Genomic DNA, 16,322 nt, shown 5'->3' on the forward strand with positions numbered 1-16,322 from the left:
AGCTTTCTCCTTGTTTCCTCATCCGTTTATTTGAAATCCGCCACTTTTTCCAGGGGCAGTTTGGGCACATAATAATCCCGGGCCTCATCCACATAGTAGGCCAGTTTCCCTTCTTCCCCGGGCACCAGGGTGCTTTTGTGGGCGGGATAGCCCAGGGCCAGCACGGTGACCACTTCCCGGTCTTCCGGGATCTCCAGCAGAGCGGCGATCTTTACCCGGTCCACCGCTGCCAGGATGGCGCTGCCCACCCCCTGGGTCCAGGCGGTGATGGCCATGGCATCCAGGGCGATGCCCACGTCGATGCTGGTGATGGTGGGGTTGGCCTCCTTGGGCCGGGACACTACCACAAAGGCCACCGGCTGTTCCCCTTCCCTGGGGGTGCCGATTTCTTTGGGCAGGGCCGCCGCCCACCGGAGCAGCGGCTGCATGGCCTTCACGTTGGCGGGGCTTGCCACCACCGTGAACCGGAGGCTCTGGCCGTTCCGGCCGCAGCTCCGTTTCCGGGCCACATCCGCCAAAGTCCGCAGCAGGGCCGGATCCACCGGTTTCTGTTCAAAACGCCGGTAGGTCCGGCAGGTATCATACAGGGAAGCCAATTCCATTCCAATCACTCCTTTTTATTCCACTTCGGCCACATAGCCGTTTTCTCCGTCCGCCCGGAGGGCCAGCACATGGGGAGCCTGTTCCAGGAACAGCACCGCTTCCTGCTGGCGGATCTGGAGAGGACTGTTGAACACATCGGTGGGCACAAAGCCGTTCACCGGCAGCTGCCGGATCACCCCCAGGGAATCCTCCCCGATGACGGCCACTTCATTCAGATGGGTCTTGCCGGTGCCCCGGCGGCCGTAGCTGAGCACCAGGATATCCTGTTTTCCCGGACGGAAATCCAGTTTGTACAGGGCGTATTCCACCCCTTTCTGGAGGGTGCACAGGCCTACTCCGTCTCCCACCTGCCAGCCCAGCACCAGCACTTTTTCTCCGCTGGCAGGGCCGGTAAGGCTGGCGCTGATCTTCAGAGGAATCCCTTTCTGGAATTCCACCGTCAAAGGGGGCTGCAGCTGGCCGTTGGCGCTGAGGCTGTAACGGGGAGCAAAATACTGGGCCGCTTCCCCGGCCGCCGGCCCGCCCATCCCCAGCATCACGGCCAGAAGGGCAATTTCCCAGGTATTTTTCATACATCCACCTCCCCCAATGTTTGGGCTTTCATGATTTTTCTGTATCCTTTTTATTATACCCTACCCAGAGGAAAGAAGACAATTGTCTTTTCCCTTACTCCTCCAAGGCTTCCCGGAGGGCCTCCACTCCTGCCCGGATCTTTTCCTCTCCGATGCCGGCAAAGGACAGGAGGAATTCCGGAGGCCGGCCCGGTTCCGTACCCCGGACGGGGATCACCCGGACGCCTTTTTCCAGGGCCCGGGCGGCCAGTTCTTCTGCTGTCCCCGGCCGATCCAGGGCAATGTGGAGATGGAGCCCGGAGCCGTAGCCCAGCAGCCGTACCTGGTCCCCGAACACGGCAGTCAGAGCTTCCTGGAGCAGCCGGCTCTTGGTCCGATACAGGGTCCGGAGCTTCCGGATGTGCCGGGTCAGGTGCCCTTCTTCAATATAGGCCGCCAGGGCCAGCTGTTCCACAGTGGACGAGGTCTGGTTGTACCGGCCGGCAATGGCCCGGTAGGCAGGCAGCAGTTTTTCCGGCAGCACCAAAAAACTGATCCGCAGGGAAGGCAGCATGGTCCGGGAAAAGGACCCCAGATAGATGATCTGTTCCCGGTTCCCGAAGCTGTGGAGGGCAGGGGTGGGCCGGTGGAGGTAGCGGAATTCCCCGTTGTAGTCGTCTTCCAGCAGGTACACCCGCTCCAGCTGGGTGGCCACGATCAGGTTGTTCCGTTCTTTTTCCGTCAGGGCCCGTCCCTTGTAGGGATTGGCGGGAGAGATCATCAAAAGGCCGGGCCAGTCCCCTTTGGGGTCTGCCGGATCGTAGGCACAGGTTTCCCAGCCCATGAGATGGAAAATCTGTTCCGCCTGGGGGAACCCGGGGGCTTCCAGTCCCGCCACCTTCCGTTCCAGAGGCAGCAGGGGCAGCAGCACCAGCAGCAGGGTCTGGAGACCGGCTCCCACCAGGATCTGTTCCGGCCGGCACACCACCCCCCGGGAAGCGTAGCTGTACCGGGCCAGCACCTTCCGCAGTTCCGGTTCTCCCTGTGGATCCCCGTATCCGGCAATGGAGGCGGGATTCCGGAGCACCTGGTTCAGGCACCGGCGCCAGAGCACCGTGTCGAAAGTGGAGGTATCGATGTAATTGTTGGAAAAATTGTAAAGGACAGTCGGCCGGGCCGGATCCGGCGGGGTTTTCGGTTCCTCTCCCTCTTCCCGGGGCCGGTAGGCAGCCACCCGGTACCCCCGGTTGGGCAGGTTTTCCACCACTCCCTGGTCGATGAGGATCTGATAGGCTCCCTCCACGGTAGTCCGGCTCAGTTTCAGGTCCCGGGTCAGCTTCCGGATGGAAGGGAGGAAGTCCTGGGATCCCAGGTGGTGGAGCCGGATCTCACGGCAGAAATAAGCGGCCAGCTGCCGGTAAAGGGGACCCGCCCCCGGCTGTGCCCGGAAATTAAAAGTGGTCAGCAAAGAACCGTGCTCCTTTCAGTGCTGCTTTTCAGCAGGATATATGGTCACGGATATTGTAGCATAAAAAAACAGAGTGCTGCAGACAATCTGCAGCACTCTGCTTTTCACGCCTGTTTCGCCATGATTTCCTTGGCTTTCATCAGGCGTACGGTGCTGGCTCTTTCGTTTTCGCTGAGCTTCATGGTGATGTACTTGATGCTTTCCTGCATTTCCGGGATCATGACATATTCCAGGGCGTTGACCCGCCGGCGGGTCTTTTCGATTTCATCCGCCAGCATGTTGCAGGTCTTTTCCACTTCCGCCAGTTCCAGGAGATCCGGCAGGCAGGTGGTCAGTTCCGTCACCGCCGTATCCAGTTCCCCGGTGGTGAAGGCGAAGGAATAAGGCACCTGGGCCGCATCATCCGCCGTGGCCCCGGTATAGGTCAGGGTGGGCACATCCACGCTCATCACGTTCTTGCTTCCCACTTCGAACTCGGCACTCCGTGCCGGGTACAGCAGGGCTTCGTTCATGGTCAGGAATCCCATATGGGCCCGGGCCACCACGAAATGGTGGGACACGTTCTGGAGAGCTTTTTCCATTTTCAGCCGCAGTTCGTGGTTCCGGCGGATGTAGATCATGAACTGCCGGACCATTTCGTCCCGTTTGTCTTTCAGCAGTTTATGCCCCCGGACGGCGGTGGCCAGCCGGCGTTTCAGACGGGTCAGCTCCATCCGGGTAGGGTTTACGTTGGTAGCCATGGGTTATTCCCCCTTGGTGCCGTCCGCCGGTTTGTAGTACTTGTCCAGGTATTCATCCCGGATCCGTTTCAGCTCGCTGCGGGGCAGGATCCCCAGCAGCTTCCAGCCCAGATCCAGGGTCTCTTCGATGGACCGGTTGGTCCGGTACCCCTGGGACACGTATTCCTTTTCAAAGGCATCGGCGAATTGGGCATACAGCTTGTCCACTTTGCTGAGGGCCGAATCCCCCAGGATGGTGGCCAGTTCCTTGGCCTGTTTCCCCCGGGAATAAGCGGCGAACAGCTGGTTCATGGTATCCGCATGGTCTTCCCGGGTCTTGCCCTTGCCCACCCCTTTATCCTTCAAACGGGACAGGGAAGGCAGCACGTCGATGGGAGGGGTCAGCCCCTTTCGGTACAGTTCCCGGGACAGGATGATCTGGCCTTCGGTGATGTACCCGGTCAGGTCGGGGATGGGATGGGTCTTGTCGTCTTCCGGCATGGACAGGATGGGGATCATGGTAATGGACCCCTTCTTGCCCCGGATCCGGCCGGCCCGTTCGTACATGGTGGCCAGGTCCGTATACAGATACCCAGGGTAGCCCCGGCGTCCGGGGACTTCCTTCCGGGCAGCGGACACTTCCCGGAGGGCATCGGCATAGTTGGTGATATCGGTGATGATGACCAGCACGTGCATATCCAGCTCAAAGGCCAGATATTCCGCTGCGGTAATGGCCATACGAGGGGTGGCGATCCGTTCTACCGCCGGGTCGTTGGCCAGGTTGATGAACATCACCGCACGGCTCAGAGCCCCGGTCCGGTTGAAGTCCTGCATGAAGAAGTTGGCTTCTTCGAAGGTGATCCCTACGGCGGCGAACACCACGGCGAATTTTTCATCGGTTCCCCGGACTCTGGCCTGCCGGGCGATCTGGGCAGCCAGCTGGGCATGGGGCAAACCGGAGCCGGAGAACACCGGCAGCTTCTGGCCCCGGACCAGGGTGTTCAGGCCGTCGATGGCACTGATCCCGGTCTGGATGAATTCCGAAGGATATTCCCGGGCTGCCGGGTTCATAGGCTCCCCGTTGATGTCCTTGTATTCTTCCGGAATGATGGCCGGGCCTCCGTCAATGGGGTTGCCCATGCCGTCGAACACACGGCCCAGCATGGCAGGGGATACCCCCAGCTGGATCCCGTGGCCCAGGAACCGGGCTTTGGCGGTAGCCGGCTGCAGCCCCTGGGAGTCCTCGAACAGCTGGACCAGGGCTTTGTCCCCGTCCACGGTAAGCACCTTCCCGTTCCGGACTTCCCCGTTCTGCTGGTGGATTTCCACCAGTTCGTCATAGGTTGCGCCTTTTACCTGGTCCACCAGCATCAGAGGGCCCACCACTTCACGGATGGTTTTGTAATCCTTACGCATTTTCTTCACCCTCTTCCGTCAGTTCTGCAAAAGCCTGCTCCAGTTCCCGGTTCAGCTGGCCGAACTTTTCCTTCCGTTCTTTTTCCGGAATGTACTTGGCACGGCCAATCTGTTCCCGGATGGGCATGTCGATCAGCTTGTCCAGCTTCACATGCTTGGTCATGGCATCCAGGGCCTTTTCATACCAGGTGATGATCAGCTTCAGCATATCGTACTGTTTTTCCAGGGAAGTGTAGGTATCCACTTCGTGGAAAGAGTTCTGGTGCAGGAAGTCTTCCCGGATGGACCGGGCACATTCCATGGTGATCCGGTCCTTGAAGCCCAGGGCATCGATCCCTACCAGACGGACGATTTCGTTCAGGTTGGATTCTTCCTGGAGGATTTCCATGGCGGTCCCCACCAGTTTGGACCAGTCGGGAGCCACTTTGGCATCATAGTAGGCCCGGAGCCGGTCGGAATACAGGGAATAGCTCTGGAGCCAGTCGATGGCCGGGAAATGCCGGGCATAGGCCAGGGCCGAAGACAGGCACCAGAACACCTTCACGATCCGCAGGGTGGCCTGGGAAACCGGTTCGGAAATATCCCCGCCGGGAGGGGACACGGCCCCGATGGCGGAAACGGCGCCTACCCGGTCGTCCTTCCCCAGACATTCCACTTCCCCGGCCCGTTCGTAGTATTCGGCCAGACGGGAAGACAGGTACGCCGGGTACCCTTCTTCACCGGGCATTTCTTCCAGACGGGAGGACATTTCCCGGAGGGCTTCTGCCCAGCGGGAGGTGGAGTCAGCCATAATGGCCACTTTGTACCCCATGTCCCGGTAATATTCCGCAATGGTGATGCCGGTATAGATGGACGCTTCCCGGGCGGCCACCGGCATGTCGGAGGTGTTGGCGATCAGCACGGTCCGCTTCATCAGAGGCAGGCCGGTGCGGGGGTCGTTCAGGGCCGGAAATTCGTTCAGCACGTCGGTCATTTCATTCCCACGTTCTCCGCAGCCCACGTACACGATGATGTCTGCATCCGCCCACTTGGCCAGCTGGTGCTGGATTACGGTCTTGCCGCTGCCGAAAGGACCGGGCACAGCCGCCACACCGCCCTTGGCAATGGGGAACAGGGTATCGATGACCCGCTGGCCGGTAACCATGGGTTCTTCCGGAGGCAGCTTGGTCTTGTAGGGACGGGCCACCCGGACCGGCCACTGCTGAAGCATGGGATAGTCCTTCACATTCCCCTTGCTGTCCTTCAGTTTGTACACCGGGTCCAGGATGGTGGCTTCCCCTTCATAGACCCATTCCACCGTGCCGCTTTGGCCGGGAGGCACCATGATTTTGTGGAGCACGGCGGGTGTTTCCTGGACGGTACCGATCACATCGCCGCCGGACACCTGGTCCCCGGGTTTGGCCACCGGCACGAACTGCCATTTCTTTTCCCGGTCCAGTTTGGGGACTTCCACCCCACGGCTGATCCGGTCCCCGGCCAGTTCATAGATTTTTTCCAGCGGGCGCTGGATTCCGTCGAAGATACTTTCGATCAGCCCGGGAGCCAGTTCCACGCTCATGGGAGAGCCGGTGGATTCCACCGGTTCCCCAGGCCCCAGGCCGGCCGTTTCTTCGTATACCTGGATAGAAGCCTTATCATCACGAAGCTCGATGACTTCACCGATCAGGCGCTTGTCACTGACGCGGACCATATCATGGAGCTGCACGTCCTTCATGCCTTCGGCGACAATCAGCGGGCCGGATACTTTCACGATCTTTCCACTCACGATTGTTCCCTACCCTTCCTTGAATAGAATATCGGCGCCTACTGCTTTTTCCACATTTTCCCGGACACGCTTCATGCCCAGTCCCAGGGATTTGTTTCCTGCCGGGATGGGGATGATAGCGGGAAAGGTAGCGGTAGCATATTCTGCGATCACGGTCTGGGCCTTCTGGGCTGCGGTTTCCGTAATGTAAATCACGGCATAGCCCTCATCGGCCAGACGGTGGATCCTGCGCTCTATCTGTTCCTGTTCTTCCTCGTAGAATACATCGAACCCTACGGCCTTGAAGATCATCACAGAGCTGGGATCGCCGATCACTGCAATTTTCTTTTTATCCATCTTGCTGCCTCCCATGCTTCCTGTGATCAGGCATAGACGCTGGGCAGCTGGGGTTCAAAACCGCCCTGGATGGCTCCGAAGATCATCCGCAGGGCTTCCGCCTCGGTTTCCCGGGCTTCCAGATACCCTACGATGGGTCCCAGGGTATGGGTGTCCCATCTGGCCCGGCGGAGGATCAGGCTCAGGCCCTCTTCCATCCGGCGGGGAATGACCCCCAGCTCATTGGTCTGTGCAAATTCGTTGATGGCCTGGACCAGTTCGGCTCCATGGCTCCCCTGGTTCAGCCGGGCTCCCAGCTGTTCCGGAGGCACATCCAGGCTTTCCTCGAACACCGTTTTGGGGATATCCCCACAGTCCACCAGGACCAGACGCAGCTGGGACAGCTCCCAGTGGAGGTTCTGGGCCCGGATCAGGCTGATGGTGTTCTGGTAATCCGCCCACAGGGAGAAGTAGTTCCGGATGAAGCCCCGCTCCTTTTTCCGGTCCAGCACCTCTTTGGCCTGGCGGAACAGGGCTCCGTCCAGGAGCGCGCTGAGCCGGAACGGATCCGCTTCCCGGGCCAGGTCCCCTTCGATTTCGTTGAGCACCTGGCAGTAAATGGGCGGCAGGTCTTCATAATACTTGGTATGGACCATGTCCTTCAGCAGGTTCAGGTCGAAATTGCCTCCCTCCCGAAGGATGTCATCGGCCTGGATCCCCAGCAGCCGTGCCTTCAGCAGGCATTTCAGGTTGTGGGTATCCACCGGCAGCAGGAACAGGCCGGTAAGCTCCGGATCCGGGGTCAGTTCCTTGATCCGTTTCCGGGTCAGCTGCATCTGGGCCCGGATGATCAGGTCGATTTCTCCCCGGACCACTTCCTGTTCCGTGGCCACGTTTTCCCCATAGCCGGTTTCCAGCAGCAGCTTCATGGCTGTCTTCGTACTGTCCGCTTCCGCGATCCGCCGCAGCTGGGCGGCGGTGAGCAGATGGGTGGACAGGACGCTGATCCGGCCCAGGGCATATTCATAACTGGGCTGGGGCATATTACTTCACCTCCGCGCCAAACAGGAGCTCTGCCACGCGGTATTCCTCCCCGGTCCGTACGTCTTCCAGCAGGGTGGCGAAGGAGCCGTCATAATCACAGGTCTCCCCTTCGATGAGCACACCGTCGGTGAACTCCGCCTCTTTGTCCGAAAGGGTCAGGGACCCGTTCCGGCCCTGGGCCTTCAGCTCTTTGTTCAGCCGGTCCAGGAATCCCTTTTCATACCGGGAGCGGTCCTTGGCAGGCACCACCAGGGTTTCCCGGCCGGTAAGATCCGCTTCCAGGATGATCCGCCCGATCAGTTTCTCCCATTGTTCCTGGGGCAGGGCTTCCAGCTGCTCCCGGGCCCGGTCAAAGGCCTCCTGGAGCACTTTCCGCTTGCTGGCCAGGTTCTCTTTCCGGCTCTGCAGTTCGGCAATCAGCTGCAGACGGCCTGCAGCCTCTTTGGCATCCACCTGGGATTTGGCCTGGATTTCCCGGACCTGTTCCTGGGCTTTGGCCAGGATCTGTTCCTTTTCCTTCCGGGCCTTTTCCTGGGCTGCTGCTCCGATGGCTGCCGCGTCCCGCTTCGCTTCTTCTTCTATTTTCTGAATGATTTTATCGCCAGACACGACGGGTCACCCTTTCTTATAATTTGATCCCGTTCACCATGATGAAGGAAATCAGCAGACTCAGCACGGCGTAGGTTTCCACCATAGCCGTCAGGATAATGCCTTTACCGGTTTCTTCCGGCCGTTTGGCGGTCAGGTAGATGCCGGAGGCAGCCACTTTCCCCTGGTAAATGGCGGACAGCAGGCCCCCGATGCCCATGGGCATAGCGGCGAACAGATAGGCCAGGCCCTGGAAGGTGGTCAGGTCCTTTACGTTCCCGTCGATGACTCCCAGGTTCAGGATGATGATAAAGGCGATCAGCAGGCCATAAATGCCCTGGGTACCAGGCAGAGCCTGGAGCACCAGCACGTTACCGAATTTGTCCGGATCTTCGCTGACCACGCCGGAAGCGGCCTGCCCGGCAATCCCTACACCAATGGCACTGCCAACCCCTGCCAGAGCTGCAGCCGTTGCTGCTCCACCAAATGCCAGCGCTGTTCCTAAAGTAATCATAATGAAATCCTCCCTTATTTCGTAATATCCGTATACTTGGTCCGGAGTGCCAAAGGCAGGAACGCCCGGCCGCCGGCTTCATAAAACTTGCCGAAGAACTCGATGTACTGCAGACGGCTGCTGTGCACGAAGGCACCCAGCACGTTGATGATGATGTTGAAATAGTGACCGGCCAGAAGCACCAGGATGGCGGCCACAATGCCCACCGGTCCTGCACTCCAGAGCATCTGGGCCACCGTGTTGATGACCATGGCGATGACCCCGGTGGCCAGTCCCAGGGCAAAGATCCGGGAATAGCTCAACAGATCGCTGAGATAGCCGCTGATGTTGTACAGAGTCAGCAGCCCTCCCAGGAGCCGGCTGACGATGCCTTTTTTCTCCCGGCCTCCAAAAAGGATGATGATCCCGGCACCCAGCCAGGCCAGGTATTTGCCCACAGGCCCCGGAACCAGAGCCATCAGGAAAAAGCCCAGGAACATGATCAGCCAGCTGATCTGGTCACAGACCGCTCCCACAATGTCTCCCTCCCGGAAGAGCATGTAGACCTTCACCAGCATGCCGGCCACCAGATGGATGGCCCCCAGGCCGAAGCACAGGGCCAGCATCTTCAGGGGTTCCTTCATGGGGACAAAGAGCAGAGGTTTCCACTCCAGCCCGAACCAGCCTCCGAACATGGCCCCCCACAGGATGGTGGAAATGCTGCCGAAGAAAATCACCATGGCCAGCTGCCGGGCAAAGCCCGTAGGCCGGAACTTCTTCAGAGCGAAATACAGCATCACCGTGAGCACCAGCCCGTAGCCTGCGTCCGAAAGCATCATCCCGAAAAAGATGAAATGGAAAGGAGCCATGATCAGGTCCGGATCGATGGACCCGGCTTTGGGCAGAGAGTACAATTCCACTACGCTTTCGTAGGGTTCTACCAGCTTCCCGTTTTCCAGCACCGTGGGAGGGATCTCCCCTTCTGCCGGGTCGGCAAAGGTCAGCTGGTAAGCATCGGTGACGCCCTGGACCACTTTTTCCACCCGCTGGACCCGGTCCTTCCGGACCCAGCCCTGTACCTTGAAGGCACTGACGGTTTCCACCCCGCCGTTCTGGAGACGGTCATGGGCGGCGTTCAGCTGGTCGTAGTACAGTTCCACCTGCTGTTTCTGAGGGATGCTTTGCCGGGTTTCCTCTTTCAGCCGGGTGATCCGACTTTCCTTTTCTTCCGCTTCCTGGAGCAGTTCCTTCCGGACATCCGCTGCCAGGCCGCTGCGCTTGGGCAGCACCGCCTCGCTGAAATCATGTTCCTTCAGGAGATGCTTCACCTCATTGTCAGCGTCTTCATAAGCCAGGATCACCATGGCCTGGCCGTCCTGGGTCAAGTCATAGAAGCTCACATCCGCCAGGAGGCTGCTGATGGCCTTCTGGAATTCCGGCAGTTCCTTTTCCGGCAGGAAACCCACATGGCAGCGGGTGGTTTCCGTAAAGCTCAGCTGCTCCAGGGGAATATCCAGTTTCAGCCAGGGATCCAGGCTTTCTGCCTGAGTCCGGAGGGCGGCCGCTTCACTTTCCAGGGAAGCGATCTTGCTGGCCGTAGTATCCAGTTTCTCCGTCAGCTGCCGGCCTTCCTGGGTCTCTTTCAGGAAATTTCCATAGGAAATGGCTTCTTTTTGGGGAAACAGAGGATTCTTGGCACCGTTCTGGACCAGGAACTGGAGCACCTGGCCGGTTTTATCCAGCTGGGCGCTGACTTTTTCTGATCCGGGCAGGGCCTTGGTTCCCGCTTCCGGTTCCAGCATCACACTCCCGTCCTTCTGGAGGGCCAGGAGCAGGGCATCGCGATCGGCTTTCAGAGCATAGAGGGTCAGTTTTTGCATGGGTACTAACATTCGATCACGACCTTCTTCATAATATACTGGACTGCCCCATCCAGATTTTTCCGGGCTTCCGCCGCCTGGGCCTCATCCCGTTTCCGGTTTTTCTCCACCAGAGCGTCTGCTTCCTGTTTGGCCTGGGCTTCCGCCTGGGCAATGGCTGCGGCGGCCTGTTTCCGGGCTTCCGCGATCAGGGCGTCCGCCTCCTTGTGGGCTTCTGCCTGGGCATCCCGTACGGTGTTCCGGGCTTCCAGGGTGGCCTGTTTCTTCAGGTCATCCGCCTTCTGTTCGGCATTTTTGATGTCTTCCAGCATGGACATGGTATCACCACCTTTGCACAGGGAAGGCTGTGCCTTCCGGATTTCAATGAAAAATAAAATTGCGGTAACAATATAGTATTTCAACAAAAACAGAGAAATTCCTGCTGGTATACTATAGACCCATTATACTATACTGTATCTATTTTTGTAACATAAACTTTGTGGAAATTTAAGAGTTTTTCCTGACTTTGTTCCATTATCAAAAGTTTTTGTATCATTTGGTACAAATATAAAAAGAGGCGCTGCCTGCACAGCAGCCTTCTCAACGGTCAGCGGCCAAAAGAAATCCATTTCAGCAAATTGATTTTGAGCCAGTACAAACCGTAGGGGCGTTGGCCCCGCTCCCTTCCATTGGCCTGTTCCTGTTTTTCCGCTATAATAGATTCATACTGACACAGTAAAGGAGAGATTTTCCATGGATATACAGGAAACCCTGACCCGGCAGCTGCCTTTGTATGCCCGGGTGCTGGTGAAAAAAGGGATCTGCCTCCAGAAGGACCAGATCCTGGTGATCAACGCCCCGGTGGAGGCCAGTTCCTTCTCCACTCTGCTGACGGAAGAGGCCTACCGGGCCGGTGCTTCCCAGGTGGTGTTCAACTGGTACTGCAACGGCACCACCCGGCTCCGGTACGAATATGAAACCCAGGACAAGTTTGAATCCGTCCCGGGCTGGCGCAGCGAATTCAACCTGTACTACTACCGGAAGGGAGCGGCCTTCCTGAGCCTAATCTCCGCAGACCCCTATGCCATGAAGGGCATCGACCGGAACAAGATCATGGCCTGGCAGAAGGCGTTCCACCAGGCGGTAAAGGAGTATTCCGACGGGATGATGGCTTCCAAGACCAACTGGCTGGTGGCCGCCGTCCCCAGTACCGTTTGGGCCCGCCTGCTGTATCCGGATCTGCCGGAACAGGAAGGAAGGGACCGGCTGTGGATCCAGCTGCTGGATGCGGCCCGGTGCCTGGGAGAAGACCCGCTGGCGGACTGGGACAAGCATCTGGCAGAGCTGAAACAGCGGCGGGAATGGCTGACCGCCCAGCAGTTCACTGCCCTGGAATATAGAAACAGCCTGGGCACCCATCTCACCGTAGGCCTGCCAGACCGTCACATCTGGCAGGGCGGAGCCGAAACTACCGGCCGGGGCTTTTTGTTCAACGCCAACATCCCCACGGAAGAAGTCTATTCCGCTCCCCAGGCGGACCGGGTGGACGGGGTGGTGTGCAGCACCCGGCCTCTGGTGTACAGCGGCAATCTCATTGAAAATTTCCGGCTGTCCTTTAAAAACGGAAAAGTGGTGGAAGCCACTGCAGAAAAAGGAGAAGAAATCCTGAAAGACCTGCTGAAAATGGACGAAGGAGCCTGCCGGCTGGGGGAAGTGGCTCTCATCCCCTACCACTCCCCCATTTCCCTTATGGACAGGGTTTTCTACGAAACCCTCCTGGACGAAAACGCCTCCTGCCACCTGGCCCTGGGAGATGCCTACCCCACCTGTGTGGAAAAGGGAGCGGACATGAGCGAAGAAGAGCAGAAAAAAGCCGGCCTCAACGATTCCATGATCCACGTGGACTTCATGGTGGGCAGCCCGGATCTTTCCATCACCGGGATCCGGAAAGACGGCACCCGGGTGCCCGTGTTCGTGGACGGGGATTGGGCGTAAAAAAAGGGGGTGTGAAAAAATCACACCCCCTTTTAATTTTTACTTCCCGTGCCGTTCCCATACAGCCTGAGGAATGAACACCAGGTGCTGATTCACGAAGGTATCGAATCCGCTCCGGGACAGTTCGTGGCCGTAACCGGAATTCTTTACGCCTCCGAAGGGCAGTTCCGGCAGAGAGGTCCAGCCATGATTGATGAAGCTCATACCGGTTTCGATCCGGGCCGCCACCCGGCCTGCATGGTCCATATCACTGCTGAACACCGTGTTCCCCAGTCCATAACTGGAATCATTGGCCAAGGCAATGGCTTCCTCTTCGTTCCGGACTTTGTATACCACACCTACCGGGCCGAAGACTTCTTTGTTGTAGAGGGGATTGTCTTTCGTCACATCGGTCAGGATGGTGGGCATCACGAAATAACCGGGGCTCTCGATAGGCTGGTTCCCGTACACCACCCGGGCACCGGCCTGGACAGCCTGGTCAATGGCGGCCAGCACATCCCGCTTGGCCGTGGCGGAGGACAGAGGTGCCAGCGTGGTAGCCGGATCCATGGGATCCCCCCATTGGGCGGAAGCAAAGACTTCCGTCAGATCCTGGAGGAACCGGTGATAGTTCTTTTCCGTCACGATAAACCGTTTGGAAGAAACACAGACCTGCCCTGCATTGTACAAACGGGCGGCAAACAGCTGGGACTTCACTTCGTCCATATCCGCATCATCCAGGACAATGAAGGCATCGTTGCCCCCCAATTCCAGGGAGGAAGGCTTCAGGGCCTTTCCGGCATGTTCTGCTACAGAGGAACCTCCCCGTTCCGATCCTGTCAGGCAGGCTCCGGCCACCCGGGGATCCTCGATGATCCGGGAAACCTGATCATAGCTGGCAAACAGATTCTGGAAAGCTCCTTCCGAAGCCCCCGCTTCCCGGACCAGGGCTTCAAAGGCCAGGGCAGAGCCAGGACAGTTGGAGGCATGTTTCAGCAGCAGCGGATTCCCTATGATGAAGTTGGGAGCAAACACCCGCATCACCTGATAGAAGGGAAAATTCCAGGGTTCCACCGCCATGATCACACCTCGGGCCTGTTTCAGGATATAGGCTTTGCCGGCAGGGGTTTCCACCGGTTCCCGAGCCAGGAATCCATCCGCCTGGTCCGCATAATATTCGGCAATGGCGGCGCAGAGGGCCACTTCTCCCTGGGCTTCCACAAACAGTTTGCCCATGTCTTTGGTCATGGTTTCCGCATACCGGTCCAAATCCCTCCGGAGCAGTGCGGCTACCTGACGCAGGACAGCTTTCCGGCCTTCCACATCATTGTCTTGCTGCCAGGCCTGATATTGTCCATAGGCCCGTTCCAGGGCTTTTTCCACCCCAGCATCGGACAGATTTTCATAGGACTGGAGCACTTCATTGGTATAGGGGTAAATCGTCTGATAAGCCATCTTTGTTCCTCCTTTATTTTTTCAATTGTATTTATGCCGTTTACAGTTAGCCATATTATACGATATAGCTTCCAGAAGCGCAAGTATTTTTAAGAATTTTTATTAATTAAAAAGGAACTGTTGCATATGCAACAGTTCCTGCAGCAGCCCTGTATTCTCTTTATTTCTCCATCCCCCAGGCATACCCGGTCATAGCCATGGATCCCAGGTTGCAAACTTTGTTGAACACCTGGGCCCGGTCGCTTCCGGCGGCTCCCAGGCACACCAGAAGGGGCAGGTAGTGGTCCGGAGTGGGTACGGCATACGCCGCATCCGGATGGGATCCGAACCCGATCACCTTGTCCGTGTCTCCCTGGAGCACCGCTTCGGTAATATAGTCATTGAACCGGAGAGTGGCGGCAGAACCGCCCTTGTTGTCCCATTCCACTTCCCGGAGGTTGTGGACCACGTTGCCGCTGCCCAGGATCAGATATCCCTGTTTCCGGAGATCTGCCAGCTTCCGGCCCAGCTGAAATTCTTCCTCATGGGAAATATCCCCGTCCACGGACAGCTGGACCACGGGAATATCCGCCTTGGGGAACATATGCACCAGCACCGTCCAGGCCCCGTGATCGATGCCCCAGTCGTCATTGACGGCCACGGCGGAACCCAGCAGTTCCTGCACCTTCCCGGTCAGTTCCCGATCCCCTTTGGCAGGATACTTCACTTCATACAATTCCTTGGGGAAGCCGTACATGTCATAGATCTGCCGGGGTTCCGGGGCGCTCTGGACGAAGGTCCCGTGGGTGTACCAGTGGGCGGACACCATGAGGATGGCCTTGGGTTTGCCGAACTGCTTTTCCACGGCCCGGCCGATCCGGTCCATCCCTTCCGTGATTGCATTGTGTGCCAGGGCAATCATGGGGCTGCCATGGCCGGAAAACACCACCGGCATGATTTTCTGATCTTCCATGGTTTCTCTCCTTTTATTTCAGATACTTGTCAAAGAAATCTCCAATCACCTGGAGCACATTGTCCTGAACCCAGTACACGCCTCCATGGGCGGCTCCCGGAATCTCATACCGTTCTGCCGGAACTCCCTTGGCTTTCAGGGCCTGGTACAGCAGGTCCGTCTGGCCCGGGGACACCACTTTGTCCGCCGTCCCGTGCATCAGCAGCATGGGGGCGCTGTTTTTCCCGATATAGGCAATGGGGTTGGCTGCTTCCGTGGCTTTGGGATCGGCGCTGACCCCGCCGTCTTTTCCGCCGAACACCGGGCTGCCATTGATCCACAGGGCTTCCGTGGCTCCGGCGGACTGATGGAGCTTCTGGTTTTCCGGGCTGTAGTCCATGCCCACCCGACTCAGGTCGGAGAGCCCGTAGAGATCCACGGCACAGTTCACCTGGCTGGATTCCTGGAGATTTTCTCCTTTGTCAAAGGTCCTGGTGCCGCTGGTGGTCCCTGCAAAAGCGGAGAGATAACCCCCGGCGCTGCCTCCCACGATGCCGATCCGGTTTTTGTCGATGTTCCATTTGTCCGCATGGGCCCGAAGATACCGGATGGATGCCTTCACATCTTCCAGAGGTTCCGGGAACCGGGCGGTGGGCGCCACCCGGTAGGTAATGCTGGCTACCACATAGCCTTTTTCCGCCAGGTAGTTCCGCAGCTGGACCCCGTTGTCCCGGTTGGCGTTGATGAAGCCCCCACCGGTTACAAAGACGATGGCGGGCATTTTCTCTTTTTTCTGGGGCTGGAGCAGATCCATGGCCATGGGCACATTGGGATAGCCCCGGGTGGGCACCTGTTCATAGACCACACCGGAAATCTGCTTCACTTCCGTTTTCACCGGAGTCACCTCCAGGGTCTTGCTGGCATAATGCTCTGCCCCTTCTGCCCCGGAAAATCCCGTCATGCCCAGCAGCAGCAGACTGGACAGCACCAGCCGGCTCATTTTTCCTTTCATTTTCATAAAACTGCCTCCCTTGCTCGCTCTCAGACTGTCTTCCTCCTGCTGAAGGAAAACATGTAAATATTTACATATTTTGGTTGTCACGAGTGTAGCATGTTGGCAGACAGGCTGTCAATATGCCTG

16 protein-coding genes are annotated in these 16,322 nt (G+C 58.2%); 1 reads left to right on the top strand and 15 read right to left on the bottom strand.

Going from position 1 to position 16,322, the window contains the following annotated elements; translation table 11 throughout:
* Positions 1-26 precede the first annotated feature (26 nt).
* From ACZOF8_RS02965 to ACZOF8_RS03020, 12 genes are all read right to left on the bottom strand, one after another.
* A complete protein-coding gene (locus tag ACZOF8_RS02965) occupies positions 27-602 on the bottom strand; it encodes a nitroreductase family protein (protein WP_154487549.1) in 576 nt (191 codons plus the stop codon).
* Positions 603-617: 15 nt separating this feature from the next.
* On the bottom strand, positions 618-1,175 hold the full coding sequence (locus ACZOF8_RS02970; RefSeq protein WP_329778244.1) for a hypothetical protein: 558 nt from the start codon (positions 1,173-1,175) through the stop codon (positions 618-620).
* Positions 1,176-1,269: 94 nt separating this feature from the next.
* Positions 1,270-2,622 carry a MocR-like pyridoxine biosynthesis transcription factor PdxR gene (pdxR, locus tag ACZOF8_RS02975; protein WP_487426540.1) on the bottom strand — a complete coding sequence of 451 codons (1,353 nt, stop codon included), beginning with the start codon at positions 2,620-2,622 and terminating at the stop codon, positions 1,270-1,272.
* Between the two features lie 104 nt (positions 2,623-2,726).
* Entirely contained in the window at positions 2,727-3,362 is a 636-nt protein-coding gene (locus ACZOF8_RS02980; protein ID WP_012937587.1) for a V-type ATP synthase subunit D, read from the bottom strand.
* A gap of 3 nt (positions 3,363-3,365) precedes the next feature.
* Entirely contained in the window at positions 3,366-4,757 is a 1,392-nt protein-coding gene (locus ACZOF8_RS02985; protein ID WP_022487990.1) for a V-type ATP synthase subunit B, read from the bottom strand.
* Positions 4,750-6,525, bottom strand: a complete 1,776-nt coding sequence (locus ACZOF8_RS02990) for a V-type ATP synthase subunit A (RefSeq protein WP_367996901.1) — start codon at positions 6,523-6,525, stop codon at positions 4,750-4,752. Before ACZOF8_RS02990 ends, ACZOF8_RS02985 begins: the two co-directional genes overlap by 8 nt.
* Before the next feature lie 6 nt (positions 6,526-6,531).
* Complete coding sequence (locus ACZOF8_RS02995) at positions 6,532-6,858, bottom strand: V-type ATP synthase subunit F (protein WP_022487988.1); 327 nt, start codon at positions 6,856-6,858, stop codon at positions 6,532-6,534.
* A 26-nt stretch (positions 6,859-6,884) separates the two neighbouring features.
* Entirely contained in the window at positions 6,885-7,880 is a 996-nt protein-coding gene (locus tag ACZOF8_RS03000; protein ID WP_308664030.1) for a V-type ATPase subunit, read from the bottom strand.
* A 1-nt stretch (position 7,881) separates the two neighbouring features.
* Positions 7,882-8,490, bottom strand: a complete 609-nt coding sequence (locus tag ACZOF8_RS03005; protein WP_308664029.1) for a V-type ATP synthase subunit E — start codon at positions 8,488-8,490, stop codon at positions 7,882-7,884.
* A 16-nt stretch (positions 8,491-8,506) separates the two neighbouring features.
* Positions 8,507-8,983 (bottom strand): V-type ATP synthase subunit K, encoded by a 477-nt coding sequence (locus ACZOF8_RS03010; RefSeq protein ID WP_022487985.1) that lies wholly within the window; start codon positions 8,981-8,983, stop codon positions 8,507-8,509.
* A gap of 14 nt (positions 8,984-8,997) precedes the next feature.
* Complete coding sequence (locus ACZOF8_RS03015; protein ID WP_308664028.1) at positions 8,998-10,854, bottom strand: V-type ATP synthase subunit I; 1,857 nt, start codon at positions 10,852-10,854, stop codon at positions 8,998-9,000.
* The gene (locus tag ACZOF8_RS03020; protein ID WP_288174763.1) at positions 10,848-11,159 is read right to left on the bottom strand and encodes a hypothetical protein; all 312 of its coding nucleotides are present in this window, start codon (positions 11,157-11,159) and stop codon (positions 10,848-10,850) included. Before ACZOF8_RS03020 ends, ACZOF8_RS03015 begins: the two co-directional genes overlap by 7 nt.
* Before the next feature lie 415 nt (positions 11,160-11,574).
* On the opposite strand from ACZOF8_RS03020, the gene ACZOF8_RS03025 reads away from it, so the two are divergent.
* On the top strand, positions 11,575-12,816 hold the full coding sequence (locus ACZOF8_RS03025) for an aminopeptidase (protein ID WP_022487975.1): 1,242 nt from the start codon (positions 11,575-11,577) through the stop codon (positions 12,814-12,816).
* A 39-nt stretch (positions 12,817-12,855) separates the two neighbouring features.
* Here ACZOF8_RS03025 and ACZOF8_RS03030 read toward each other — a convergent pair whose 3' ends face one another.
* The 3 genes from ACZOF8_RS03030 to ACZOF8_RS03040 form a co-directional block, all read right to left on the bottom strand.
* Positions 12,856-14,250, bottom strand: coding sequence for an NAD-dependent succinate-semialdehyde dehydrogenase (locus tag ACZOF8_RS03030; protein ID WP_487426541.1), 1,395 nt, complete (start codon positions 14,248-14,250; stop codon positions 12,856-12,858).
* Positions 14,251-14,410: 160 nt separating this feature from the next.
* Complete coding sequence (gene ygiD / locus ACZOF8_RS03035; protein WP_022487973.1) at positions 14,411-15,202, bottom strand: 4,5-DOPA-extradiol-dioxygenase; 792 nt, start codon at positions 15,200-15,202, stop codon at positions 14,411-14,413.
* A gap of 13 nt (positions 15,203-15,215) precedes the next feature.
* Positions 15,216-16,199: an alpha/beta hydrolase gene (locus ACZOF8_RS03040; protein WP_022487972.1), complete on the bottom strand. Its 984-nt coding sequence runs from the start codon at positions 16,197-16,199 to the stop codon at positions 15,216-15,218.
* Positions 16,200-16,322: the final 123 nt, after the last annotated feature.

This window comes from Acidaminococcus sp. (assembly GCF_057597765.1).

Bases quoted from the DNA above. Each gene is read 5' to 3' on its own strand.
- ygiD (WP_022487973.1), bottom strand. From the start codon at position 15,202: ATGGAAGATCAGAAAATCATGCCGGTGGTGTTTTCCGGCCATGGCAGC.
- ACZOF8_RS02995 (WP_022487988.1), bottom strand. From the start codon at position 6,858: ATGGATAAAAAGAAAATTGCAGTGATCGGCGATCCCAGCTCTGTGATG.
- ACZOF8_RS03000 (WP_308664030.1), bottom strand. From the start codon at position 7,880: ATGCCCCAGCCCAGTTATGAATATGCCCTGGGCCGGATCAGCGTCCTG.
- ACZOF8_RS03020 (WP_288174763.1), bottom strand. From the start codon at position 11,159: ATGTCCATGCTGGAAGACATCAAAAATGCCGAACAGAAGGCGGATGAC.
- ACZOF8_RS02965 (WP_154487549.1), bottom strand. From the start codon at position 602: ATGGAATTGGCTTCCCTGTATGATACCTGCCGGACCTACCGGCGTTTT.
- ACZOF8_RS02985 (WP_022487990.1), bottom strand. From the start codon at position 4,757: ATGCGTAAGGATTACAAAACCATCCGTGAAGTGGTGGGCCCTCTGATG.
- ACZOF8_RS03040 (WP_022487972.1), bottom strand. From the start codon at position 16,199: ATGAAAATGAAAGGAAAAATGAGCCGGCTGGTGCTGTCCAGTCTGCTG.
- ACZOF8_RS03025 (WP_022487975.1), top strand. From the start codon at position 11,575: ATGGATATACAGGAAACCCTGACCCGGCAGCTGCCTTTGTATGCCCGG.
- ACZOF8_RS03015 (WP_308664028.1), bottom strand. From the start codon at position 10,854: ATGTTAGTACCCATGCAAAAACTGACCCTCTATGCTCTGAAAGCCGAT.
- ACZOF8_RS02980 (WP_012937587.1), bottom strand. From the start codon at position 3,362: ATGGCTACCAACGTAAACCCTACCCGGATGGAGCTGACCCGTCTGAAA.
- ACZOF8_RS03030 (WP_487426541.1), bottom strand. From the start codon at position 14,250: ATGGCTTATCAGACGATTTACCCCTATACCAATGAAGTGCTCCAGTCC.
- ACZOF8_RS02970 (WP_329778244.1), bottom strand. From the start codon at position 1,175: ATGAAAAATACCTGGGAAATTGCCCTTCTGGCCGTGATGCTGGGGATG.
- ACZOF8_RS03010 (WP_022487985.1), bottom strand. From the start codon at position 8,983: ATGATTACTTTAGGAACAGCGCTGGCATTTGGTGGAGCAGCAACGGCT.